28 protein-coding genes are annotated in these 23807 nt (G+C 30.5%); 24 read left to right on the top strand and 4 right to left on the bottom strand.

Annotated elements, in window-relative coordinates:
- The first annotated feature begins 128 nt into the window (after nt 1-128).
- Complete coding sequence (locus tag HALHA_RS07235; protein WP_015327139.1) at nt 129-890, top strand: hypothetical protein; 762 nt, start codon at nt 129-131, stop codon at nt 888-890.
- A gap of 805 nt (nt 891-1695) precedes the next feature.
- The gene (locus tag HALHA_RS07230) at nt 1696-2070 is read left to right on the top strand and encodes a GrpB family protein (RefSeq protein ID WP_281098781.1); all 375 of its coding nucleotides are present in this window, start codon (nt 1696-1698) and stop codon (nt 2068-2070) included.
- A gap of 552 nt (nt 2071-2622) precedes the next feature.
- Here HALHA_RS07230 and HALHA_RS13030 read toward each other — a convergent pair.
- Entirely contained in the window at nt 2623-3222 is a 600-nt protein-coding gene (locus tag HALHA_RS13030; RefSeq protein ID WP_015327138.1) for a LysM peptidoglycan-binding domain-containing protein, read from the bottom strand.
- A 353-nt stretch (nt 3223-3575) separates the two neighbouring features.
- Here HALHA_RS13030 and HALHA_RS07215 point away from each other — a divergent pair, with 353 nt between their 5' ends.
- The 4 genes from HALHA_RS07215 (at nt 3576) to HALHA_RS07200 (ending at nt 6478) form a co-directional block, all read left to right on the top strand.
- Nucleotides 3576-4319: a class I SAM-dependent methyltransferase gene (locus HALHA_RS07215; RefSeq protein WP_015327137.1), complete on the top strand. Its 744-nt coding sequence runs from the start codon at nt 3576-3578 to the stop codon at nt 4317-4319.
- A 218-nt stretch (nt 4320-4537) separates the two neighbouring features.
- On the top strand, nt 4538-5191 hold the full coding sequence (locus HALHA_RS07210) for a 4Fe-4S binding protein (protein WP_015327136.1): 654 nt from the start codon (nt 4538-4540) through the stop codon (nt 5189-5191).
- A 155-nt stretch (nt 5192-5346) separates the two neighbouring features.
- The gene (gene arsM / locus HALHA_RS07205; protein ID WP_015327135.1) at nt 5347-6147 is read left to right on the top strand and encodes an arsenite methyltransferase; all 801 of its coding nucleotides are present in this window, start codon (nt 5347-5349) and stop codon (nt 6145-6147) included.
- A gap of 19 nt (nt 6148-6166) precedes the next feature.
- The gene (locus HALHA_RS07200) at nt 6167-6478 is read left to right on the top strand and encodes an ArsR/SmtB family transcription factor (RefSeq protein WP_015327134.1); all 312 of its coding nucleotides are present in this window, start codon (nt 6167-6169) and stop codon (nt 6476-6478) included.
- 182 nt (nt 6479-6660) lie between these two features.
- Here HALHA_RS07200 and HALHA_RS07195 read toward each other — a convergent pair whose 3' ends face one another.
- Complete coding sequence (locus tag HALHA_RS07195; RefSeq protein ID WP_015327133.1) at nt 6661-6939, bottom strand: hypothetical protein; 279 nt, start codon at nt 6937-6939, stop codon at nt 6661-6663.
- 164 nt (nt 6940-7103) lie between these two features.
- Here HALHA_RS07195 and HALHA_RS07190 point away from each other — a divergent pair, with 164 nt between their 5' ends.
- The 5 genes from HALHA_RS07190 (at nt 7104) to HALHA_RS07170 (ending at nt 10599) form a co-directional block, all read left to right on the top strand.
- Nucleotides 7104-7490, top strand: coding sequence for a PadR family transcriptional regulator (locus tag HALHA_RS07190; protein ID WP_015327132.1), 387 nt, complete (start codon nt 7104-7106; stop codon nt 7488-7490).
- Between the two features lie 94 nt (nt 7491-7584).
- Entirely contained in the window at nt 7585-7845 is a 261-nt protein-coding gene (locus tag HALHA_RS07185) for a hypothetical protein (RefSeq protein WP_015327131.1), read from the top strand.
- Between the two features lie 153 nt (nt 7846-7998).
- Nucleotides 7999-10005 carry an MSCRAMM family protein gene (locus HALHA_RS07180; protein ID WP_015327130.1) on the top strand — a complete coding sequence of 669 codons (2007 nt, stop codon included), beginning with the start codon at nt 7999-8001 and terminating at the stop codon, nt 10003-10005.
- Between the two features lie 88 nt (nt 10006-10093).
- On the top strand, nt 10094-10330 hold the full coding sequence (locus HALHA_RS07175; RefSeq protein ID WP_015327129.1) for a hypothetical protein: 237 nt from the start codon (nt 10094-10096) through the stop codon (nt 10328-10330).
- A gap of 35 nt (nt 10331-10365) precedes the next feature.
- Nucleotides 10366-10599: a hypothetical protein gene (locus HALHA_RS07170; RefSeq protein ID WP_015327128.1), complete on the top strand. Its 234-nt coding sequence runs from the start codon at nt 10366-10368 to the stop codon at nt 10597-10599.
- 42 nt (nt 10600-10641) lie between these two features.
- Here the strand turns inward: HALHA_RS07170 and HALHA_RS13840 are convergent, their stop codons facing one another.
- The gene (locus HALHA_RS13840) at nt 10642-10764 is read right to left on the bottom strand and encodes a hypothetical protein (RefSeq protein ID WP_015327127.1); all 123 of its coding nucleotides are present in this window, start codon (nt 10762-10764) and stop codon (nt 10642-10644) included.
- A 200-nt stretch (nt 10765-10964) separates the two neighbouring features.
- On the opposite strand from HALHA_RS13840, the gene HALHA_RS07165 reads away from it, so the two are divergent.
- The 11 genes from HALHA_RS07165 to HALHA_RS07115 all read left to right on the top strand — a co-directional run bounded on the left by HALHA_RS07165 (nt 10965) and on the right by HALHA_RS07115 (nt 21218).
- Nucleotides 10965-11504, top strand: coding sequence for a stage V sporulation T C-terminal domain-containing protein (locus tag HALHA_RS07165; protein WP_015327126.1), 540 nt, complete (start codon nt 10965-10967; stop codon nt 11502-11504).
- Nucleotides 11505-11759: 255 nt separating this feature from the next.
- On the top strand, nt 11760-12632 hold the full coding sequence (gene glcT / locus HALHA_RS07160) for a glucose PTS transporter transcription antiterminator GlcT (protein WP_015327125.1): 873 nt from the start codon (nt 11760-11762) through the stop codon (nt 12630-12632).
- A gap of 34 nt (nt 12633-12666) precedes the next feature.
- Nucleotides 12667-13155, top strand: coding sequence for a PTS sugar transporter subunit IIA (locus HALHA_RS07155; protein WP_015327124.1), 489 nt, complete (start codon nt 12667-12669; stop codon nt 13153-13155).
- A 358-nt stretch (nt 13156-13513) separates the two neighbouring features.
- The gene (gene ptsG / locus HALHA_RS07150; RefSeq protein WP_015327123.1) at nt 13514-15007 is read left to right on the top strand and encodes a glucose-specific PTS transporter subunit IIBC; all 1494 of its coding nucleotides are present in this window, start codon (nt 13514-13516) and stop codon (nt 15005-15007) included.
- A gap of 156 nt (nt 15008-15163) precedes the next feature.
- Nucleotides 15164-15649 (top strand): PTS sugar transporter subunit IIA, encoded by a 486-nt coding sequence (locus HALHA_RS07145; RefSeq protein ID WP_015327122.1) that lies wholly within the window; start codon nt 15164-15166, stop codon nt 15647-15649.
- Between the two features lie 32 nt (nt 15650-15681).
- A complete protein-coding gene (locus HALHA_RS07140; RefSeq protein WP_015327121.1) occupies nt 15682-15945 on the top strand; it encodes an HPr family phosphocarrier protein in 264 nt (87 codons plus the stop codon).
- 66 nt (nt 15946-16011) lie between these two features.
- A complete protein-coding gene (locus HALHA_RS07135) occupies nt 16012-17478 on the top strand; it encodes a PTS transporter subunit EIIC (RefSeq protein ID WP_015327120.1) in 1467 nt (488 codons plus the stop codon).
- Between the two features lie 92 nt (nt 17479-17570).
- Complete coding sequence (locus tag HALHA_RS07130) at nt 17571-18014, top strand: DMT family transporter (RefSeq protein ID WP_015327119.1); 444 nt, start codon at nt 17571-17573, stop codon at nt 18012-18014.
- Between the two features lie 78 nt (nt 18015-18092).
- On the top strand, nt 18093-18416 hold the full coding sequence (gene trxA, locus HALHA_RS07125) for a thioredoxin (protein WP_015327118.1): 324 nt from the start codon (nt 18093-18095) through the stop codon (nt 18414-18416).
- A 58-nt stretch (nt 18417-18474) separates the two neighbouring features.
- Nucleotides 18475-18762 (top strand): metal-sensitive transcriptional regulator, encoded by a 288-nt coding sequence (locus HALHA_RS07120; protein ID WP_015327117.1) that lies wholly within the window; start codon nt 18475-18477, stop codon nt 18760-18762.
- 188 nt (nt 18763-18950) lie between these two features.
- Nucleotides 18951-21218, top strand: a complete 2268-nt coding sequence (locus HALHA_RS07115; RefSeq protein WP_015327116.1) for an adenosylcobalamin-dependent ribonucleoside-diphosphate reductase — start codon at nt 18951-18953, stop codon at nt 21216-21218.
- Between the two features lie 36 nt (nt 21219-21254).
- Here HALHA_RS07115 and HALHA_RS07110 read toward each other — a convergent pair whose 3' ends face one another.
- Nucleotides 21255-21839, bottom strand: coding sequence for a metal-dependent hydrolase (locus HALHA_RS07110; protein ID WP_015327115.1), 585 nt, complete (start codon nt 21837-21839; stop codon nt 21255-21257).
- Between the two features lie 145 nt (nt 21840-21984).
- On the opposite strand from HALHA_RS07110, the gene HALHA_RS13835 reads away from it, so the two are divergent.
- Nucleotides 21985-22110, top strand: coding sequence for a hypothetical protein (locus HALHA_RS13835; RefSeq protein ID WP_281098752.1), 126 nt, complete (start codon nt 21985-21987; stop codon nt 22108-22110).
- A gap of 47 nt (nt 22111-22157) precedes the next feature.
- A complete protein-coding gene (locus HALHA_RS07105) occupies nt 22158-23792 on the top strand; it encodes a FlgT C-terminal domain-containing protein (protein WP_015327114.1) in 1635 nt (544 codons plus the stop codon).
- Nucleotides 23793-23807: the final 15 nt, after the last annotated feature.

The following is a 23807-nucleotide window of genomic DNA, read 5'->3' as shown; positions in this document are numbered from 1 at the left end:
AACTCAGGATAGATAGGTTATAATTAATCATACAGTTTTTTCTCGGACATGATATAATAAAAGAATATAAATTAAATTGGATTTTTAGAAATTAAGAAGAAATTATTATACAGAGGTGAGTTTATAATATGAAAAATAAAAAAGCAATCATTTTAATTTTGGTATTATTTTTATTAATCAGTAGTACAGTAGTATTTTCATTTGATTCTTCTAATATTAATTTGAATCAGAATAAATTCAAAGGAAAAAAATTAGGTATTATTATTAAAATGGATGATAAATTTAATTATGAAAATTTAGAAAAAAGTTATCTTAATACAAATAAATATATGCTTAATAAAGAGGAATTAAAAAAAACATTTAAATTTATAGGAAATCATTTTAAAAAACATACTAATATGGAAATTTTAAATTTGAGTAATGAAAATGAATTAATTACTTCACAAAATTATGATTATAATGTTATTCAAACTAAATATAAAATAGATTATTTATGTATTATTAATTTATCTAATTTATATTTTAATCATTTTAATGAAATTATGATAGATGAAAATTATGGATCTTTTATTAAAATTTCTTGTTTTGATTTTTTAACTATTAAATTATCTAGTTCGAGATATCAAGAATCTATATTTAATTTTGATTTATATTTAGGTTCAACTAAAAATATTACTTCTAAAACAAAATATCTTTATTCTGTATTAATTTCATATCAATTATTTGATTTATCTAAAGAAAAGTTAATATATTCAGAAGAAGAAAAAGGAATTTATAAAACTAATCTTAATTATGATAAAATTGGATTAATAAAAAAAGCAATTGTTAATTCTTTAGAAGGAACAACAATATTGAAAGATAATTTTAATATTGAATTTTTTCAATATTAAGGACATGAATTTATAGTTAATAGAGAATTGTCCAACTTCAGATAACAGCAGATAGCTACATCCCATTTATGAGTATGAATGAAGGTTTGGTTTGACTTATGCAAGATTGCAGTTTTAATTAGAGGTTAATGAGCATTAGCATGGACGTCGTGAATCTGCGGGACGTTGGATATGTCCAGCTTCGCTGGACATATCCAACGGGTGCAAGTCCCGTCAAGGTAAAAGTCAAAGCCTTGTAGTAGAATAGCAGTGTGGTGAGAGATCAAAGCATTGAAGTCTATTGACAAAGATATCGTTAGGATATCGAGCAAGTATTCAGACTATAACACCAGTGAACGCATACTAGCTTCGAAAGGGGTAAAATTTGGTGGTCGAACCTTTAACGTCTGGGTGAAGAATTGGAAAAGAAGAGGGTGGCGGACGGGTTTGTAGTAGCTAAGATTATGAAGTAAATATAACTTCATATAGCAAAGGAACCCTACTATTTAATAATCTCTCCAACAATACAGCAGGTAAGGGTGAAATGATAAAAGCATCCATTAATTTACAAGACTTGAGAAGGAGAATACATCTTAAATTTAAGATGTAAATACTTATAGGATTTAAGATGAAGTTAATAGGAAAGCCGTTTACGGGAGAAGCGTACGGTTTGCAGAGGCGGAGTTTGGGAATTTAATCTAAATAAATGTCAATCTAAATTAAAGCACCAGCTTCGACTCTACATCTGAAAGTGCGACCAGCCTTTGAAATAATAGGAATAATTTATATCTTAGGCTATCTAAGTTAAAAGTCTTTTGGATTACTTATTTTATTAGAGGTCGATTGTAATACTGATATTGATAATTTAAAATTAAGACTAGAAAATTCCGGATGGAGACTTATGTCGTTTGAAAAGCAACCAGATTTAAAAATGTCATTTAATAAAGGGTATACACCAGAAGGATTTGCTAAAAAGGTATTTCATCTTCATGTCCGGTTTTTAGGAAATTGGGATGAATTATATTTTAGGGATTATCTTATGATTTATGAAGAAGTTGCTAATAAATATGGAGAATTAAAACAAAAATTAAAAAAGCAATATGAGCATAATAGAGATGGATATACTAAGGCAAAAACAAAGTTTATTAAAAAATGGACAAAGCAAGCAAGAAAAGAGTTTCCTAGTAGATATTTACCGTAAAAATTAATTTTGGCTTAGATGAGGTAATAACATAAATTGTATCCTTGGGATAGGGAACTTCATGAAACATAGTGTTTGTGTGCATCAAAAATTGGGGGACCTTGGTGAATATAGGCTTTGTCACATCTTTTGCGGTTGCAGGGTTAGGTTGGATACTGTACCAATCCTTCTGCAAATAATGTAACTGTAGATGGCTAGGCATGCCTACGTCGCAAACACTAGGAATGTTATGCGAAAGATGAAATCGGAAACCCATTGAAAATTGTTAATTAGATATAGTATTGTATTCTTTCGGGGGACCAAGAATAAAGGGTAAGAAGTTTAAAAATTGCAAATAAAGATTTAAAGTTACTAGCCTTGTATCAAAATTTATCCTGGCAAAATAAGAACTCCTTTGATTAAATGGATAGACACTCCACCAAGTATAAATTCTATAAAATCAAAGGGGTTGATAAAAAATGAATCGTCTTAGTGATTATATCATACTTTTAGATAAAGCAGGTTTTTTTACAGTATTTGAAGTTTAATTAGAATAGCTGTTATTTTTTGTTATTACAAGCAGTCTCTTAATGTATTCTCTAAAATGCTTTTTCTGCCTGAAACTCCTGTCTGTGAATTTACAGGTCTAACTAAAATCCTTGTATCAGCTGGAAATACAGGGAAGCCTCGTAATAAGGGAAAAATTAAAGTATTACTCCAGGTTACTGGTTGGTCGGGGAGTTCAGGAGTTGGATAAAGTCTAAATCCAAAGCTGCCGACAAATCTTATAGTGATCAGTCCTTCGTAGGTATCAAAATCCCCAAAATCAGATGGGGCTGGTAAATTGGTTGCGGAAATAGTTACTGCTCTTCTAGTAGGATTAACTTGTCTAGCTAGAGCTACTCCAATTGCTTGTTCTGCTAACTGTGAATTTGGCTCCAGGACTATACTACAAGGCAGTGGAACAGAGGGGGCACCGGGAATACATAATACATCTCCAGGAAAAATTCTATCTGGATCTTCTATATGGGGATTAGCTTCAATTAATTGGTTTAGGGTAGTGTCAAAAGTTTGAGCAATAAAATACATAGTATCGCCAGGTTGGACAGTATAACGACTTTGAAATCCGGGTGGACAAGTTTTAGGTTCCCGGGAAGAAGTTTGTTTCTCCATTGTTAGAATCACTTCCTTTCAAGTAAGCTATAAGTTAATTTTATTTATTATATTCTGAGTTTGATTACTTTGTTTATATTAAAATAATAAATTTAAATAGAAAAGGGTTGAGAACCGAGAAAGTTAAAATGGGGAAATTAAATAGGTTATAAAAAGACTAGGAGAAAGCTTGGAAAAATTTAAGTTTTAAAATAGGGGAAAACCTTTTTATAAATGTAGAACCGCAGAATACTAAAGTAAAGAAATTACTTACTGGTTTAGGGTTTTCCTTTGATAGAGAAATAAGCTGAGAAAGCTTATATAATAAAATGTCTAGAGAATTTAATAGAGTAGGTCTTTGAGGAGGAAAAGAGGTGGAGAAAGTTACTAAAGCTTTTGTAAGAGAATCTTTTAAAAAAGCAGGGACTAATTATAGTGAGGCTACTAAAAATATTGGTTTATGGAAGTCAGAAAAATATATTTTTGATAAGTATTTTGAGAAGGAAAAATCCATTTTGGATATTGGATGTGGAGCGGGACGAACAACATTTAACTTATATGAAATGGGCTATACTAATATTGTAGGGTTGGACTTAACTTTTGAGATGATAGAAGAAGCTAGAAAAATAAATAAAAAAGATGAGACAAATATTGATTTTGTCGTAGGAGATGCAACTAATTTAAAGTTTGACGATTGTTTTTTTGATTATGCTTTATTTTCATTTAATGGAATAATGCAAATTCCTAAAAAAGAGAATAGAATTAAAGCTCTAAAGGAGATCAGAAGAGTATTAAAAGAAAATGGAATTTTTATATTTACAACTCATGATAGAAAAAGTAATGAAAAATTCAAAGAGGTTTGGGAAAAAGAAAAGAAATTATGGAAAGCAGGGAAACAAGATACAAGATTATATGAATATGGAGATAAAATTATAGAATCAGAAAATAAAAACAGAGATTTATTTATTCATTTTCCAAATAGAGAAGAGGTATTAGAGTGTTTAGATGAAACCAACTGGGAACTTGTAGAAGATTTTTATAGAGCTGATTTATTTGAGGAGGACCAAAAGGTTAAGGAGTTTTCAACAGAATGCAGATTTTGGGTGGTGAAAAAATAGAAACAAGCTGTGCTAAGCCCAGGGATGTTGTATGTCCAGCGGATGCAAGTCCCGTCATAAAAGTCAAAACTTTGTAGTAGAATAGCAATGTCTAAGTATTGGAGTCTATTGACAATCCATGTTTTAAATTATATGACTCTAAAATTATCCTAATTAATTAGACACATATTTATAAAAAATTTGTATTATAATATTTAAATTAAGGGGGGGAGCTAATATTGAATTTAGCAGAAATTAAAAAGTTAATTCCCAAATGTTGTACTGTTGCTAAAATAGATATTAATAAATGCTATAAAAATGAAAAAAGATCTTTAGAAGAATTTTTACCTTCTGTTAAATCAATTATTGTTTTAGGTCATCACATTAGAGATTCTCGTGAATGGATATGGAGTCGAATGAAATCTGAAAGAGGAAATTGCACATCTATAGCTGATTTACATACTAAAGATATTATAAAAGAAATCAAGAATTTTATTGAATTGGAAGGTTATAATTCTAAAATAATTCCTTATCCAGGAGTTAGTGGGATAAGGTTTAAAAAGCTTGCTATGAAAACGAGAATAGGAGAGATAGGAGATAATTTTTTATTTTTGCATAATGAGTGGGGACCTTGGGTTCACTTGAGAGTTTTATTAACTGATACCAAAATAAATAGTAGCCAGGAGACTTTTATAGATGAAGTATGTATTCACTGTGGAAAATGTATTAAAGCTTGTCCAGTGAATGCTATAATTCAAAATAGTTTTAATAGTCAAAGATGTAAAGAAAGACAAGAACAATTAAATGTTGCCCATAGTTGTGAAATATGTGCTAGAATTTGTCCAATTGGAGAAACTCCTGAAAAAATCAAATTAGTTAAAGTTGATGAATGATAAGGATATATTTTAGGTATATTATTTGATTTATTCATAATAAATTTATTAAGTTAATTATTCAACAAGGTAATTTTGACTAAAAAACAAACTTACATAATCGTTCATTGACGATTAACGATTAATATGTTATTCTAAATTTGGAGGGATAAAAAATGGTTGATTCTAAAGATGAAATTAGAGAAGAAATAATGAAGAATTATTCTCAAGTAGCTAAAGGGGAAAATACAGGTTGTTGTAATAGTGGTGGATGTTGTAGTGAGAATTCTGATAATTTAGATGTAATTAAAGTTGGTGAGAAGTTGGGCTATTTTAAAGAAGATTTAGAATCAGATTTTATTGAAGCTAATCAAGGTCTTGGTTGTGGGAATCCTAAAGCTATAGCAAATCTAAATCAAGGACAGACAGTACTTGATTTGGGTTGTGGAGCTGGTTTTGATGTATTTCTTGCTGCTCGAGAAGTTGGTTCAAAGGGAAGAGTTATTGGGGTAGATATGACTCCAGAAATGATTAATAAAGCTAGAAAAAATGCTAAAAAGAATGATTTTACACATGTTGATTTTCGATTAGGAGAAATTGAACATCTTCCAGTAGCAGATAATTCAGTTGATGTTGTAATTTCTAATTGCGTAATTAATTTATCGGTTGATAAAGAAGCTGTATTTAATGAGATTTCGAGAGTATTGAAACCTGGAGGGACATTGGCTATTTCAGATGTATTAAGGAAAGATGAATTTCCAGAAGAGGTAAAAAATAATATAGGGAATTATAGTAGTTGTATTGCTGGTGCTTTATCGCTTGAAAAATTAAGAAAAATATTAGAAAAAACTGATTTAGAAAATATTAAAATTATAAAAAAAGATAATAGTAAAGAAATTGTTAAAGACTGGTCATCTGAAATTAATACCGAGAGCTTCATTTTTTCTGCTTATATTACTGCTCAAAAGCCACAGTAAATAATAGAAGGGAGATATAATGTCACAACAAACTAATACGACTTGGCAAGAAAATTTTGCGCAATTATCTAAAGCATTAGGGCATCCTCATCGGATTAAAATAATTCAAATTTTGGCTGATTTACCTGCTGATAATCATTGTATGGTAAGTAGTATTGTCGATCAATTACCTATTTCACAATCTACTGTTTCGCAACATTTAAAAATACTTAAGAAATCTGGTTGGATAAAAGGAAGAATAGACGGGCCAAGGGTCTGTTATTGCTTAGAAGAAGGAATTTTTGACCGCTATAAGAAACTAATTAGTAATATTGAGCAGGAAATAAATTAGAATAACTTTTTCTTAAAATATCAGAAGTAAGGTCAAGATTATATAGTAGAATATAAAAGAAGTTATATTTTCCAAAAGACTAGATAAATTAATGGTTATATGTGCATAAAGATAGGCAAATAAGTAAATACTTATAAAAAGAATAGATCAGATAATCTGATCTATTCTTTAGTTATTAGAAGTTATTTCTTAGATTTATTTTTTGATTCCATATTTTTACCCATATCAACTAATTCTTTAGATACTTCCCTTTGATACTCTTGGGTAATCCAACCAAATAAAGCTGGCATACTATGGCCGTCTGGATATCCTTTAGGAGTTTCATCTTGGTATTGCTTGGCCCCTAGTACTTGTTCAACAAATTCTTTACTACTAGCTAAGTCATTAGCAGGATCTGCTGGATTATCTTTATGAGTATTATCTATCTCTTCATATTTTTCTGACCCTTCTGTCATTCCCATATTAAATTCCTCCTTTCTTTTTTATAGTTTGTTCAAGAGATTAGTACTTTATAATAAGTAAATGATTACAGTATGATTTATAATTTCTTTAGGAAGGATTTTACATAGAACTATCTAATATCATTAAATAGGGTTTAAATTTTAAAAATTATTGGAGGGATAACATGGCTGATTATAAAGGAAAACTAAATAGACAATTTCCAGCTAAAATTAGTACTACTGCTTTTACTTCAATCTATATTTTGCATTTAACTAACAAATTTGGTAAGATGTATGGGCAGAAAATTTTAGATACAATCAATGAACAGATGGGTACACGCTGGAAACCATCTCGAGGAATGGTCTATCCATTATTAAGGGAAATGGAAGAAGAAGGTTATCTAAAAGCATGGTGGGATGAACCTGATAAAAGGTCTATTCGGTATTATAAAATAACTGAAAATGGAGCTAAGCATTTAGAAAAAATGAAAATAAAGTATAAAAGTTCATTTAGAGAAGCAAGAGCAATAGTAAATACAGCAATTGATGAAATTTATAATGATGAAATATAAGATAAGAATGGAGCTGATTTTATTTTAGCAGCTCTTTTCTATTCTATTAATAATATTATTCTTTTTACAAATAATAAGTTTGAGGGGGGATAAAATGAATCTTAGTGATAAAGAAAGAATGCAAGGGTTGGTTGATGGAGATTATTGTCTTCAAGTGGCTTATGATATGATAGATAGATTTAAAGAGGCTGAATTAGATAATAAAGGATTTAATAGTTTAGAGATGTTAATGATTAAATCTTTATTTGATGATTTATTTGAAAATACAGTTAATAATAGCTATAAAATTGGTCGGGAAGAGATAGAAAATGACTTATCTCAAATGATAGATGATGATCTATTAAATCTATTCTAATTATGATAGGTCTATTTAAATTTGTAGATGGGGGAATGCAGAATACCCCTATCTCCCCTCAAACATAATTTTTTTCTTATAATGAAGGAAAAAGAGTAATAAGTATCTAATATTAGTTAATAAGGAATAATAATATATTTAAGGAGGGATTAGATGAATAAGAAACGGAATAGTCGGTTAATTTTAGGAATACTTTTGTTAGTTGGTATGTTAATTTTTGTAGGATGTAATAAAAAACAATTATCTAATGTGACTATTAAGGTGAAAAATGAGCAGGGAGAGAAGATAAATGCCCAAGCAACACTAATTAAAGAGGGTAATGAAATAACAAAAAAAGTTACGAATGGATTGTTACAAGTTAAAAATATAGCTCCAGGAGAGTATCCAGTAAGAATTACTAAAGAAGGTTATAAAACAGAGAAAGTAAATATAGTAGTTAAAAATAATGATATAACTCTTCCAATAACTTTAAAGGTGGAAGAACAGTTTGATTTACAGGTTGAGATTAAAGATGAAAAAGGTAATAAATTAGATGCTAAAGTAGTAGTTACAAATGATAGTAACACATTAATTAAAGGTATGAGTCGAAATGGTGAATTTAAAGCTAAAGATTTAGAATCTACTAAATATTCTATCCAGGTTATAAAAGAAGGATATAATAATGTAAAAAAAGATGTGGTAATTAAGGATGCTGATATATTACTTCCAATAACTTTAGAGAAGAAAGAAGTAAAGATTAAGTCTGAACAGATTAGCCAAGGAGATTTAAGTTTCAATATAACTGACGTTAATAATAATAAACTTGCTGCTAAAGTTGTTATTAAACAAGGAGATGACATCAAGCAAAAGAAAGGTTCAACAGTTTTATTTTCTGATTTAGCTACTGGAAAGTATAAAGTTAGTATCTCTAGATCAGGATATGAATCTTGGGCCAAGACAATCAACTTAGATCAAGATAAAATTAGTAAAAATATATCTCTAAAAGGTGGTAGAGTTCACCAGTATTTAATTAGTAGTCAAGATAAGCAGCAAAAAATTGTAATTGAAAATCTAGCTAAAGATGAAGAAGCTATAATGGCTTTAACCTATTTAGATTGGGCCAACTTACCTAAGGAGAAAATCTATGAAGTTAGAAAAAAAGGAAATAAATTAGTTAAGAAGTATGGAGCTAATTTTGCAATTTCTAAATTAGATTATTCTTTAGGTCAAACTAAGCAATTTACAGTACCAAATAAGGTTAAAAAAGAAGATATAACTGCTACTTTAGAAGCAGTAGGAGAACATATTTATGTTTTTGTAGATAATAAGACAGAAGTTAAGCAAGAAAAAATTGATACTCTTGTAGCAGAATTTGATAGAAAAATATATCCTCAGATTACAGGACAGGATATAAAAGGTAAAGTGGTAGTTTTACTAAGTAACTTTGATAATTATTATCGAACAGGATATTTTGATCCAGCCGACTTATACTCTAATTTAGGAAATGAATTGCCTATGTTTTATTTAAATGCTGATAGAGCAAAGAATACTCTGTTAACAGCTGCTGCTCACCAATATCAACATATGGTTTTCTTTGCAGCTAAAGCTAAAGCAGGGCGAGTTGCCAATGATGCTTGGATTAATCAAGGCTTGGCCCAGTTGGCACCTCAATTATTAGGTTATATCAATCCTGAAAAGAAAGGTTGGTCAAAAAATAAAGGGAATGGTTGGGTATATAGTAAAAAGTATGGTTATTTAAATAATACCACGCAGGTTAATTTATTAGTTCAAGATGGTAGTATACCTTTTATGGGAGGAGCTTCTTTATTTGTTAACTATTTAATAGAGCAATATGATGCAAAGATTATAAAGGAGATTATAACTAGTTCTCAAGCTCCAATGAAGGTAATTGAAAAGTATACTGCTAGAGATTTTGATAAGATTTATTTAAATTGGGTAACTACAAATTTAGCTGATAGTATAGAAGAAATTAAGAATCTAATTTATAATTATTCTAAATTTGACTTACAACAGTTACCAAAATTAAATAAAAAAGAAATTAATGTACTAGGAGTCAATCACTTTAATATTACTAATCAAGAAGGTATGATAATTATTAATCAGCCTCCTGAAGTTAAAGGCAAAATAGGCGTTATAATTATCAGAAAACCTAAAAACTAATATGAATAAATGGCCTACTTTTTATTAAGTAGGTCTTTTTTTATAATATCAATTTATTTTGGTCATAATATAAATCGGGGTCTAAAAAGTGAAATTTAAAGAGGAATTAATTACTGAATTAAAGAAATATCCAGATCTTTATAATGAGGTAAGAAGTGAAATAATAGTCCCTAGTTTAGAAAATAATGAGATTCCTTATGTTGAGGAAATAAGTAATGATCACACATTAGAAAGAGCAGATGATAAAAAGTTAATAGCAGGACTAGTTAATAATCTTAAATATTATATTGAATATGAACAAGAGATTGGTGAAAGTGATATCTAAGAGAGCTAATTTAACTTATACGAGGGAGGAATATTATGAGGGGTAATGTTGATCATTTTTTAAAGTATGGAGGAGTAAAATTTGAGTATAGAGCTTCCGAACAAGAGGTTAGAGATTTTATTAATCAGTTACCAGCTAATAAAAGAGATAGCCTAGCTGAAGTAAGTCAAATTTTAGCCGATGAAGGATTAATTGATCTTAAGCCAGAACATTCTACTATTGATAAAGAGTTATTAGATGCTCAAGTAGAAGAGAACAGAAGAATTTAAAATAATAGGGCCTTAAGGCCCTATTATTTTATCTATATTAAATTATTGATAATAATCATCACGTTCTCTAGCTAAACTAAATAAGGATTGGATGTATTCTTGAATTGATATTTCTTGATTAACAAATTGTTTAATCGAATTGTCATTTTTAGTATGGCAACTCATATTCTATCAACTCCTTTGATTATTATCGTCATTTCTTATTATTATTTATGTTTAAAAATAAAATACAATAAATTAAAATTATAAATTTTGCAAGAATAGAAAAAAGTGAATAATTAGATAATATTTTAGATTGAAAACCAAAATTAGAATAAAATTAAGACTAAAGTAATATACTATATAAAAAGCTAGGAGGGGTAATAATGAGAGCAACAGGAATTGTACGTAAAATTGATAATTTAGGTAGAGTAGTAATTCCTAAAGAAATTAGAACTAAAATGAAAATTGATAATGGGAATACATTAGAAATATTTGTTGATAAAGATGATACGGTTGTTTTAAAAAAGTATAGTCCCGTAAAAGAACTTGGGAATTTAAAAAGCTATATAGATACATTAGAAGAAACAACAGATTGTAAAGTTATTATTTCTGATACTGATAAGATATTAGAGACTTCTTCTCAACTAAAAGATTACTCTGGTCATGTATTAGGTTCTAAGGTCAAAGATATAATTAAGTCAAGAAAAACAAGAGTAATCAATAATGCTCAAGATGAAGATTTATGTGTTGATTTTCGGACTAAAGAAGAAAACTTAGGTTCATTATTAGTTACTCCAGTAGTTAAACAAGGAGATATTTTAGGTGCTGTAATACTATCTTCAACTAAAAAACAATTAGGAAATTTTGAAAAAAAGATAAGTAAGATTACAGCTAAAGTGATTAGTAAAAAGTTAGGTCTATAATTTTAAGCGGGGAATATTCCCCGCTTAAAATTGTATATCTTATTTTTTATCTCCCTTGACATTAATTACATTAGTTATTATAATGTGCATGTGATGATAAATATTTATCTAGCGTGTTACTGAATTATCAGGCATTAGCTAGGGGAAAATATGGGTATATCATTTTAGGGAGTGGTATATTTATATTTTTTTCTAGCTTTTTATTAATTAATCGATTATGGTCAGAATTTGCATCAAAATAGGAGGAAGATTCGAATGGCCAAGCTTGGAAAAGAAGATTATCAATATTTAGTGAAGAAAGTTTTTAATAATAATGTCATATTAGCAACAAAAAAAGCTAATAATAAACATGAAGAAGTTGTTCTTGTAGGAAGAGGACTAGGATTTTCTAAAAGTGAAGGAGATATTATTTCAAAAGCTGAAGTTGAAGTTGAAAAAGAGTTTGTACCAGCTGATAAAGAAAAGAAAGAAACATATCAGCAATTAGTGGCTGAAGTTGATGAAGAAGTAATTGGTTTAACCGAAGAGATTATAGCAATGGTATCATCTCAGATAGAAGAAGAGTTAGACAAGCATATTCACATTGCTTTGGCTGACCATATTTGTTTTGCTTTAAAGAGAATTAAAGATGGAGCTAAAATTACTAATCCCTTCTTACATGAAATCAAGACTTTGTATAATGAAGAGTATAAACTAGCCCAAAAAGCCGCTAAGATAATTAAAGATAGAACTAATATTTCTATTCCTGAAGGTGAAATTGGTTTTATTACTTTGCATATTCATGGTGCTAGAGAAAATAGAGGGATGACTAAGACAGTGGAGTATACTTCCTTAATTAAAAGTATGGTTGAGCGTGTTAAAGAAGAGTTAGATATTGAAATCTCTTATGAAAGCTTAAATTATGCAAGGTTAGTAACTCACTTAAGATTTGCTTTAGAAAGGATAGAACAGGATGAGGTAAATAAAAATCCTTTTTTAGATGATATCAAAAATAATTTTAAAGGGTCTTATCAATTGGCAGCTAAATTAACACAGTTAATAGAAGATAAATTTGAATATCAAGTCCCAGAGGATGAAATTGGGTATTTAGCAATGCACTTACAGAGATTAAGAAAAGATCTAATTTAAAATAATAAACTAAATTATGGGAGGTAGCTAGTATATGTTTAATCTGTTTGGTAGTAAAAGTAAAGAGATAACTTTAGTTGCACCACTAACAGGAGAGGTGGTAGATTTATCTGAAGTACCTGATGATGTATTTGCTAACAAGGTTGTTGGAGATGGAATAGCTATTAAACCATCAGAAGGGAAATTAGTAGCACCTGTTGAAGGGGTAGTTAAGCAGGTATTTCCTACTAAGCACGCTGTAGGAATGGAAACGTCTGAGGGAGTTGAACTATTAATGCATATTGGAATCAATACAGTTGAGTTAAATGGAGAAGGATTTGAAAAATTAATTGATGAGGGCACAAAAGTTAAGCCTGGAGATGAATTAATTAAATTTGATATAGACTATATCAGTGAGAATGCTACTGCAATAGTGACTCCTATTTTAATTACTAATATGGATGAGGTTGAATCAGTTGAAGCAGTAGATACTAAAGAAATAACTGCTGGGCAAGAGGAAGTTTTAACAATTAAGATTGATTAATTTTGTCGAACATAATAAAAAAACAGATAAATGTGTTGACAAATGAGTAACTAACATGTATAATATAATTGAAATCAAAATTGAATCTAACCTTTAACTAGCGTGTTACTGGTTAAGCAGGCATGAGCTAGGAGAAGATATACATTTCCTGTATACAAGGAATTTATGTCTTCTTCTAGCTCTTTTTTATTATAAGAGCTTTATAAAGCATAATTTTTTAATACTGATCAGTATTAATTTTTCTGAAGATTCTGAATTTGATTTTAAGTAAAAATATTTAAGGATAGAAGATTATAATATTAATAAGAATCCTTCTCTAAAGGTAAAATAATAAAAAATCATAAGGAGGATTTATAATATGCAAGCATTTAAAAAATTACAGAAGATAGGTAAAGCATTAATGACACCTGTAGCGATTTTGCCAGCCGCAGGATTACTGTTAGCTTTTGGTACTAAGTTAGGATTACCGATGATGTCCCAAGCAGGTGGAGTTATTTTCTCAAACTTAGCATTATTATTTGCAGTAGGTTCTGCAATTGGATTAGCTGGAGGTGCAGGGGTAGCTGGTCTAGCATCAGTAGTGGCATTCTTAATTATGAATAAAACTATGGGCCAAGTTGCTGGTGTAACTTCAAAGATGGTAGCTGAAAGCCCAGCTTATGCAGAAGTGTTAGGTATTCCAACCCTGGCTACTGGAGTATTTGGTGGACTTATTGCTGGTGTAATAGCAGCAACAATGTATAATAGATTTTATGATATTGAATTACCAGATTTTTTAGGATTCTTTGCTGGTAAGAGATTTGTGCCTATTATCACTGCTGTTGTAGCATTTTTAGTAGGTTTAATTATGCCAACAGTTTGGCAACCGTTCCAAGAAGGATTAGCAGCATTATCATATTTAGCTAATGAAACTAATACTAATATTTCTACTTTTATATTTGGTGTATTTGAACGAGCTTTAATTCCATTTGGATTACATCACATTTTCTATTCTCCATTCTGGTTTGAGTTTGGTAAATATGTAACTGAGGCAGGAAATGTAGTTCATGGAGACCAAACAATCTTTATGAAGATGTTACAAGATGGAGTAAAAGATTTCAGTACTGCTAATTATCAAGGTGCAGGTAAGTTTATGACTGGTAAGTTTCCATTTATGATGTTTGGACTACCGGCTGCTGCTCTTGCTATGTATCATGAAGCAAAAGAAAGTAAAAAGAAGGTTGTTGGTGGTATCTTATTCTCAGCCGCTTTGACTTCATTTTTAACGGGGATTACAGAACCGATTGAGTTTTCTTTCTTATTTGTAGCTCCAATATTATATGTGATTCACTGTTTATTTGCTGGTTTATCATTTATGTTAATGAATATGTTAGGAGTAAGAATTGGAATGACTTTCTCTGGTGGAGTTATTGACTTTATTACCTTTGGTGTGATGCCAGGTATGACTGCTTGGTGGTGGGTAATAATAGTTGGTATTGGATATGCATTCCTTTATTACTTTGGATTTAGATTTGCCATTAGAAAGTGGGATCTAAAGACTCCAGGTCGTGAAGAAGGAGAATTTGATGGAGGTGCTGCTTCAGTAGTAAGTGCTAATCCATCTGACCAAGATAATGGAGATAGTAAACCAGCTCAGATTTTAGAAGCCTTAGGTGGAGCAGAGAATATTGAAGATATTGATGCCTGTATTACAAGATTAAGATTAGCTCTTGTAGATGATTCTAAAGTTGATGAAGCTAAACTTAAAGAATTAGGTGCTTCTGGTGTAATGAAACCAGGTGGAGGTAGTGTACAAGCTATCTTTGGGCCAAAATCTGATGCACTTAAAGATAAAATCAAGAAATTAATGTAGATAGATAAAAAGACAGGCCATTTGGCCTGTCTTTTTATTAGTAAAGTTTTGCTCGATTAGTTTATTATACCTTGATTTTTAGTTAGCAATACTATAAAATTATTATTGTTGAAAAATAATTTTATAAGATAATAAGTAGAGGAGGAAGTGAATTATATGTTTAATCTTTTTGGGAATAGTACTAAAGAAATTACATTAAAAGCACCCCTAACAGGAGAGGTGGTAGATTTATCGGAAGTACCTGATGATGTATTTGCTAATAAGGTTGTTGGGGACGGTTTAGCTATTAAACCAGCCAAAGGAAAATTAGTAGCTCCTGTAGCAGGGACAGTTAAGCAGGTATTTCCTACTAAGCATGCTGTAGGAATTGAAACACCAGAAGGTGTAGAATTATTAATGCATATTGGAATTAATACAGTTGAGCTAAATGGAGAAGGATTTGAAAGATTAATTGATGAAGGCGCAAAAGTAAAGCCTGGAGATGAATTAATTAAATTTGATATAGACTATATTAGTGAGAATGCTACTGCGGTAGTGACGCCTATTTTAATTACTAATATGGATGATATTGAAGATATTGAACTAGCCAATGTAACAGATATAACTGCTGGCCAAGATGAGATTTTAACAGTTACTATTTAATCAATTATTAAGTACTAAGGAGTGAATTGATCATGAAAAAATCTGTAGTAATGGTTAACAACGAGACAGGAATTCATGCTAGACCTGCTTCTATGATTGTTCAAGAAGCAAATAATTTTGATTCTGAAGTATTTATTGTAAAAGATGATAAAGAGGTTAGTGCTAAGAGTATTATGGGGATTATGAGTCTAGGAGTTAATCAAAGCACTGAGGTAACTATTAAAGCCGAAGGTAGTGATGAAGAAGAAGCTGTACAAGCTTTAGTAGATTTAATTGAAGATGGTTTTGGAGAATAAAGTAATTATCCCACTTCTTTTGAGGTGGGATTTTTAATTAGCGTTATAAAGGAGGATAATCTACTAATGAAGATCTTTAAAAAACTACAAAAGGTTGGTAAGGCATTGATGATTCCTGTATCGGTACTTCCAGCAGCTGGTATTTTAGTTGCTATAGGTAGATTATTAGCAGGACAGAGTGGTATTATCTCAAAGATAGGTGAATTATTATTTGAAAGTGGAATGGCAGTCTTTGAGAATTTACCGCTTATATTTGCTTTAGGAGTAGCAATTGGATTTACTAGTGAAGCTATAGCCGCTTTAGCAGCAGGAGTTGGCTATTTAGTATATACTAATAGTTTAGATACAATGGCTAAGTTTATTGGCATTATAGAGAGACATTCTAACCATATTACAGAGATTAATACTGGGGTTTTTGGTGGAATTATAATTGGAGTTATAGCAGCTAAATTATATACTAATTTTCATGAAACAGAATTACCACCATACTTAGGTTTTTTTGCTGGCAAGCGTTTAGTACCAATTATAACTGCAATAGCTTCTTTGTTAGCAGCAGTTATATTATCTTTTATCTGGCCTCCAGTTCAAATATTTATTAACCAATTTGCTAGATTTGTTATGAAATCTCCACTAGGACCAGCCTTTTATGCAGCAGGAAAAAGAGCTTTAATACCAGTTGGTTTGCATCATGTCTATTATCCACCTTTTCTTTATGAATTTGGGAGATTCACTACAGAAGCTGGTGAAGTTTTAAGAGGTGATACGGCTAGGTATTTTGCTGGTGATCCAACTGCTGGTTACTTTATGGCCAGTGAATTTCCATTAATGTTATTTGGTCTGCCAGCAGCTTGCTTAGCCATGTACTTAAGGGCCAAACCTAGTAATAAAAAGGCAGTAGCAGGAGCAATGACTACTGCAGCGTTAACTTCTGTTTTAACAGGGATTACAGAGCCAATTGAATTTTCATTTATTTTTATTGCTCCTTTATTATATATATTTCATATATTTGGAGCATTTTTGTCTGGATTATTAACTAAATTTTTTGAAATCAGACTAGGATATACCTTTTCTGCTAGTATTATTGATTATGTTTTAGGGATTAGTAATGCTGAAAATCAATTGGAGTTTTGGTTAATAGTAGGGCCAATTATTGGAGTATTATATTTTGTAGTCTTTTATATAACAATTCCATTATTTGATTTTAAAACGCCAGGTCGGGCTGAAAAAGAGGAAGATATAGAGGTAATAACAGAAGAGAGAGTATTAGAAACAGAAGTTGATAATAAAAAAGATATAAAAGTAGATGATAGAACTCAGGCTTTTATTACAGCATTAGGTGGTATTGAAAATATTGAAGATGTTGATGCTTGTGTTACACGCTTAAGATTATCACTTGTTGATGATTCTAAAGTTGATGATGAGTGGTTAGAAGAGTTAGGAGCTGTTGGTGTTGTCAAGATGGGGGGAGGAGTTCAGGTAATGATTGGCCCAGAGTGTGTTGAGCTTAAAGATAAAATTTCTAAATTGCTTTAATTTGCAATTAACAAAAAAGATTATAGGATTAAGAATAAAATAATAAAAAAAACTAAAACTAATATTAAAAGAGCTTATAAGGGAGTTGAGATATGGAAAATGGCATTTTCTTTTTGGTTGCTATAATTGCTGGAATGTCGATGGCAATTCAAGGTTCTTTAAATTCAGTTTTAGGTAAAGAAATTGGTCAATTAGAAGCAACTTTTGTTGTTCATGTTATAGCTCTTATATTATTAGTAGCTTTATTGGTTTTTAATTTAGGAAAAGGTGATTTAAGCAATTTATCTTCTGCCCCTTGGTATAGTTATTTAGGTGGAATTTTAAATGTCATAATTTTATATGGAGTATTATTTAGTATTTCCCAGTTAGGAGTAGGTAATGCTACTACAGCTATTGTAGCAGCTCAAATTTTAACCGCAGTAGTAATTGATCATTTAGGTTTGTGGGGTTTAAAGCAAATTTCTTTTCACTGGACTCATGGTTTAGGGATAGTATTTTTGGCTGTAGGTGTTCGATTATTATTAATAGGCCAATAAATTTGACATCTTTTTTTAGATTAGATATAATATACACACCCCAGGGTAGGGGGGCAAAATTAATTCGAGGTGATAATAATGAGTAAAACTACTGTAGAAGTAACTGCGGAAGATTTTGAAGAAAAGGTTCTAAATTCAGATGTACCAGTTGTTGTTGATTTCTGGGCGCCTTGGTGCGGACCATGTAAAATGATTGCACCAGTACTAGAAGAATTAGGAGCTGAATATGGGGATGATGTTAAGATAGCTAAAGTTATGGTGGATGATAATCAATCATTGGCCCAAGAATATCAGGTAACAAGTATTCCTAATCTTGTCTTTTTTAAAGATGGAGAGCCTGTAGATAGACAAGTAGGTTTCTCAAGCAAAGAAGATTTACAAGCTAAAATAGAGAATATTTAGAACATATTAGGGATGGATATATCCATCCCTAAAATATTGTTGCTCAGGAGTGAAATTAATGGCAACTAGTGAACATGAGGAATTAAAACAAAATCTATTAACCAGATTAAAAACGGTTAAGGGACATGTTGAAGGTGTAGAAAGGATGTTAGAAGAGGATAAAAGCTGTCAAGAAATATTAATTCAACTTTCGGCTATTAAGTCTTCAGTAAACAGAATAGGCTTATCATTGTTAGAGAATGATGCTTGTCAGTGTATTGTAGAATCAATTAAAGAAGAAGAAGATGTAGAGTTAGCTGTCAAAGAAGCTTTAGATACAGTCTTAAAGTTTACAAAGAAAAAATAATGGATGTATAGTTAACCTTGCTAATGTTAAATAGCAGGGTGTTTTTTATGAAACAATTAATTTTTAGTTTGCAAATAAAAAGATTAACAGTTATAATTTAGATTGTATTTAAAGTTATAGAGGACCATTTGATATTGCACGAAGAGAAGTTTTTAAACAAGTCTAAATTAAATTAGGAGGTTTTGTAATTGGTATCTGAGTTATCGGAAAATGCAATAAACTTATTAGAAAAAAGATATTTACAACGAGATGAAGAAGGCAATTTACAAGAAACGCCCCCAGAAATGTTTCAAAGGGTAGCTAAAAATATTGCTAGTGCTGAAGAGAAGAAAGAATTAAAAGAAGAATACGAAGAAAAGTTTTATAATTTAATGACTGAACTTAAGTTTTTACCAAACTCACCTACTTTAATGAATGCTGGAGCAGAGCTACAACAGTTAGCAGCTTGTTTTGTGTTACCAGTTGAAGATAGTATGGAAGGAATCTTTTCTGCAGTGAAGAATGCTGCTTTAATTCATAAAAGTGGTGGTGGAACAGGATTTTCTTTTAGTAGATTAAGACCTAAAAATGATGTAGTAAAGAGTACAGGAGGAGTTAGTTCCGGTCCGCTAAGTTTTATGAAGGTCTTTAATCGTGCTACTGATACTGTAAAGCAGGGCGGAAAGCGCAGAGGAGCTAATATGGGGATGTTACGAGTTGACCACCCTGATATTTTAGACTTTATTCATGCTAAGGGTGAGCTAACAGAAGAAAACCAAGAGTTATACGATGACTATAAAGAGACGATTGAAGGGACTAATTTGTCTCTAATAAAGGTTGATAAAAAGTTAGATAATTACAAACGAAAGTTATTAGATAATCAGTTTTCTAATTTTAATCTATCTGTAGCTGTAACAGAAGATTTTATGGATGCAGTTAAAGAAGATAATGAGTATGATTTAATTAATCCTCGGACAGGGGAGAAGGTAGATCAACTTCCAGCACGTAAGGTATATAATTTAATTGTTAATTATGCTTGGAAAAATGGTGAACCAGGAATGGTCTTTCTTGATGAGATTAATCAAGATCATCCACTACCAGAAGAGATAGAAGCTACTAATCCATGTGGTGAACAGCCATTATTGCCTAATGAAGCTTGCAATTTAGGATCAATTAATCTATCTAAATTTGTAGCTAACGGAGAGGTATTATGGGATGAGTTAGAAGAGACTATTAAGTTAGCAGTTAGATTTTTAGATAATGTGGTCTCTGTTAATAAATATCCTTTACCAGAGATAGAAGAGAAGGTATTACAGTATAGAAAAGTTGGCTTAGGAGTTATGGGCTTTCATGAATTAATTATTCGGTTAGGTATTGCTTATAATAGTAAAGAAGCAGTTGAAATGGCAGAGCAAGTAATGAAGTTTATCAATGATAATGCTCATCATTATAGTCAAGAGCTAGCAGCAGAGAAAGGTGCTTTTCCTGCTTTTGATGAGAGTGAATATGAAATCCCCCAAAGAAATGCTACTTTAACGACTATTGCACCAACAGGTTCTATTAGTTTCTTAGGTGGTACTAGTGGTGGAATTGAACCATTCTTTAGTTTTCAGTATTCTCATACTGATGCTGATGGAAATGTAAGTTACTTTGAGTATGACTTTACAGAAGAAGCTCCAGAAGAAGCACTAGTTACTGCTATGGATATTGAACCAGAATGGCATATTAAGGTTCAAGCTGCTTTCCAACAACATGTTGATAATGCAGTAAGTAAGACTATTAATTTTTCTAATCAAGCTACTAAAGAAGATGTAGCTGAGGCTTATAAGTTGGCCCATGAGTTAGGTTGTAAAGGATTAACAGTCTATAGAGATGGAAGTAGAACAGCTCAAGTTTTAAGTACAGAGGAGGAAGAAAGCTCAACAGAAGAAGTAAAAGTTAATAACGAGACTATCCTTCCAGAAGAACGACCTCTAGCAGCTGCTGGAGAGACTATTATGTATAATACAGGTTGTGGGAAGTTATATTTAACAATTAATTTTGATGGAGCAGGTAATCCAATTGAAACCTTCTTGACAACTGGTAGTGATGGTGGTTGTCATGTAATGACTGAAGCTGTAAGTCGTTTAACTAGTTTAGCCTTAAGAAGTGGAATTGCTCCCGAAGAGATTATAGATCAATTAGAGTCAACAACAACATGCCCTAGTTTTATGTATGAAAAAGGCAAGGGCCAAAAACTAGAGGGGCGTAGTTGTCCTGATGTAGTAGCAAGGGCTTTAAAAGAAATAGTGGAGTCTAAAACTTTTCGACATCTAAGTTCAGATTTAGAAGTTATTCAAGAAATAGAAGAATCTAAAGCAAAAGTAGCAGCTTCTGATGAAGGAGATAAGCCACTTTGCCCAGAGTGTGGAGAGGAAATCCATTTTGAGCAAGGTTGTAATTCCTGTAAAAATTGTGGATATAGTAGTTGTGGTTAATTGATCTAAAGAGTGGGGGCTAATGCCTCCACTCTTTTAATTTAGATTAAAAATCTGTGGAAAACCACCTAATTTAAATGCAATATAACCTCGTTCAATACAGATAAAAAAGAAGAGTAAGGTAAAGATAATTAAGAAAAAAATATGTTCTCCCCAGCCATTTGTAGTAATGTTAGTATGAAATTTAAATCGACGTTGGTTAGGATAGAAAAAAGGAATCCCCTGGGAATTAAACATATCTGCAATCAAATGACTAAAGTAGCCAATTATCAACCCTAGCCAAATTATTAAATTAATCCAGTTTAGACTTATTAATTGATTACATAATAGCCCAAATAAAATGACTCCTAATAAACTATGAGTAATGCCTCTGTGTTTAACCCCAAATAACTTAAGTGGTTTGCTAATAAACCATAACTTTCTACCTGCTTTACTATTTGCATGGTCTATATCAGGTATTAAAGCCCCAATAACCGCTGCGATATAAAATTGAAAGAGTGTATCATTAAATAGACTGCCTGTAAGTAAAAAAGAAAGATCTATAATTTGAAATGTAGATAGTAATTTAATTGTTAGTAATGCAAATGCAAAGCCAAAGAATGAATGAGTATGATAAGTCATATTTATCCTCCTGTTATTAATTAGATGATTTATACTCTATTGTATCAAAGATTTGAATTATATCGTAGGAAATTATTTCATAGAAATATTTTGTTTATTTAATCATATGAATTATATTGATGTCTATAATTTAGGGGGGCTAAAAATGACTTGTAAAAATTGTATTCATTTTATTAATAATAGATTTTATTGTTCTAAATTAAAGTGTCATGTTTATTTAACAGATAAGTGTCGTTATTTTAAGAGGAAACCTAATTTAAGCAGGATTTAGTGTATAAATAGCGAATAAATAAAAATGAGTCTAAAGGGGGTGTTCAATTGAGAAAGATATTTTTTCTGTGTTTGGTATTTATTGTATTAATGAGTCAATTAACTTATGGACAACAGCTGTTTACAGATGAAATAGATCAATTGACTGCTGATTTATTTAGTGATTATTTAAAGCAAAGTCAAGGGTATATAGCTAAAATAGAAGATGAATCTGTTTATTTAAATTTAGGTTTACAAGCTGGGATACTTAAAGGGGATACATTTAGTGTATTAAGAGAGTATGATTTACTTAAAGATCCTATAACTGGGGTTATATTAGGAACTCTAAACCATAAGATAGCTACATTAAAGGTCAAGGAAGTTAAAGCAAAATTTTCTGTAGCACAAGTTATCGAAAAATCTTCTTTAGAATTGCAGGTAGGAGATCGGGTAAAAAGGCAAAAGCAAAGAATAGGAATTTTAAAGTTTAATGCTACAAAGCTACCAATTGATATAGTTAATTTACTTCAAGAAAGTCTAATTGCTAATCTAAAGAGAAAGGGCCAATTTAAGGTTATATCTAAAGATAAATTAGAGAAACTAATTAATAAATTAAAGTTAGAAAATACTTTAAGTCAAGATGAATTACAATTAATAGGTAATAAGTTAAAACTTGATCTGTTAGTAACTGGAGAGATTTTTCAAGAAGAAAAAAAATTATTTATTAAAGGAGAGCTATATAGTACCAAGTTAGATAGTCTAGTTAGAGAAGAAGTAATGACAATTAGTAAAGAAAATAAGCTAATTAATTATTATTTACAGCAATTTAAAGAGGCTACACTTGATTATAGATTATTAACTACAAGTAAATTATTTAAGTATCAATTTTTAGATTTAGTAGTAGCTAATATTGACCAACAATTAGACCAAGAGATTATTTTAAATACTAGACAAGCTTTGCATATACTAAATTATCAAGCACAAGAGTTGTTAACTGAAGGTAGAATTGATAGTTATTATAGAACTAAATATGATGATTACAAATTAGTAGTAGTGGATAGTAATAATGATCAAATATCAGAGTTAATAGCCCAGAACTTCAATTATTTATTTAAATTTAGTTGGCAAAAGGATAAGTATATCAAGCAAAGAATAAAAGGGTTTAAACGTAGTCGTCCTAAAGCAGTAGTTAAATTAGCTACTAAAGATTATTTAATAACTAGAAATATTAATCACCAGCTCCAGTTTAATTTAATTACAAGGAATAATTATAAAAAAAATTTCAAATTACAACTTAATAAAAATGAAGGATATCGTTTAGCAATGGGGGATTTAGACCAAGATAAAAAGAAGGAAATAGTGCTTACTTCATACCAAGGAAAAGGTAAATATAAAATTAAAATTTATACTAAAGCAGGAAAGCTAGAGACAGTATTGCCTGGTAGATATGGGCCAGCAGTTTTAGTCACTGATTTAGAAAAAGATGGAAGATTAGAGTTAGTAGTTCATACGACAAAAAAGGATAATCGAGTTTTAGTCTATAATTGGGCCCAGGATGAACTTGTTAAAAGTTGGGAGAGTAAGCCATTGGATTTAAAGATTAGAGATTTAGCAGTAGGAGATATTACAGAAGATAAATCTTTAGAATTATTAGTTTTAATGGCAAATGATAAAGAAAGCAAAATTAATATTTATCAAAAATAATATTTTAATATATAA

The sequence above is a fragment of the Halobacteroides halobius DSM 5150 genome, assembly GCF_000328625.1.
GTDB classification, from domain to species: Bacteria; Bacillota; Halanaerobiia; order Halobacteroidales; family Halobacteroidaceae; genus Halobacteroides; species Halobacteroides halobius.
The sequence above is the reverse complement of the archived record's forward strand: the minus strand, read 5'-3'. Positions and strand labels throughout refer to the sequence as shown.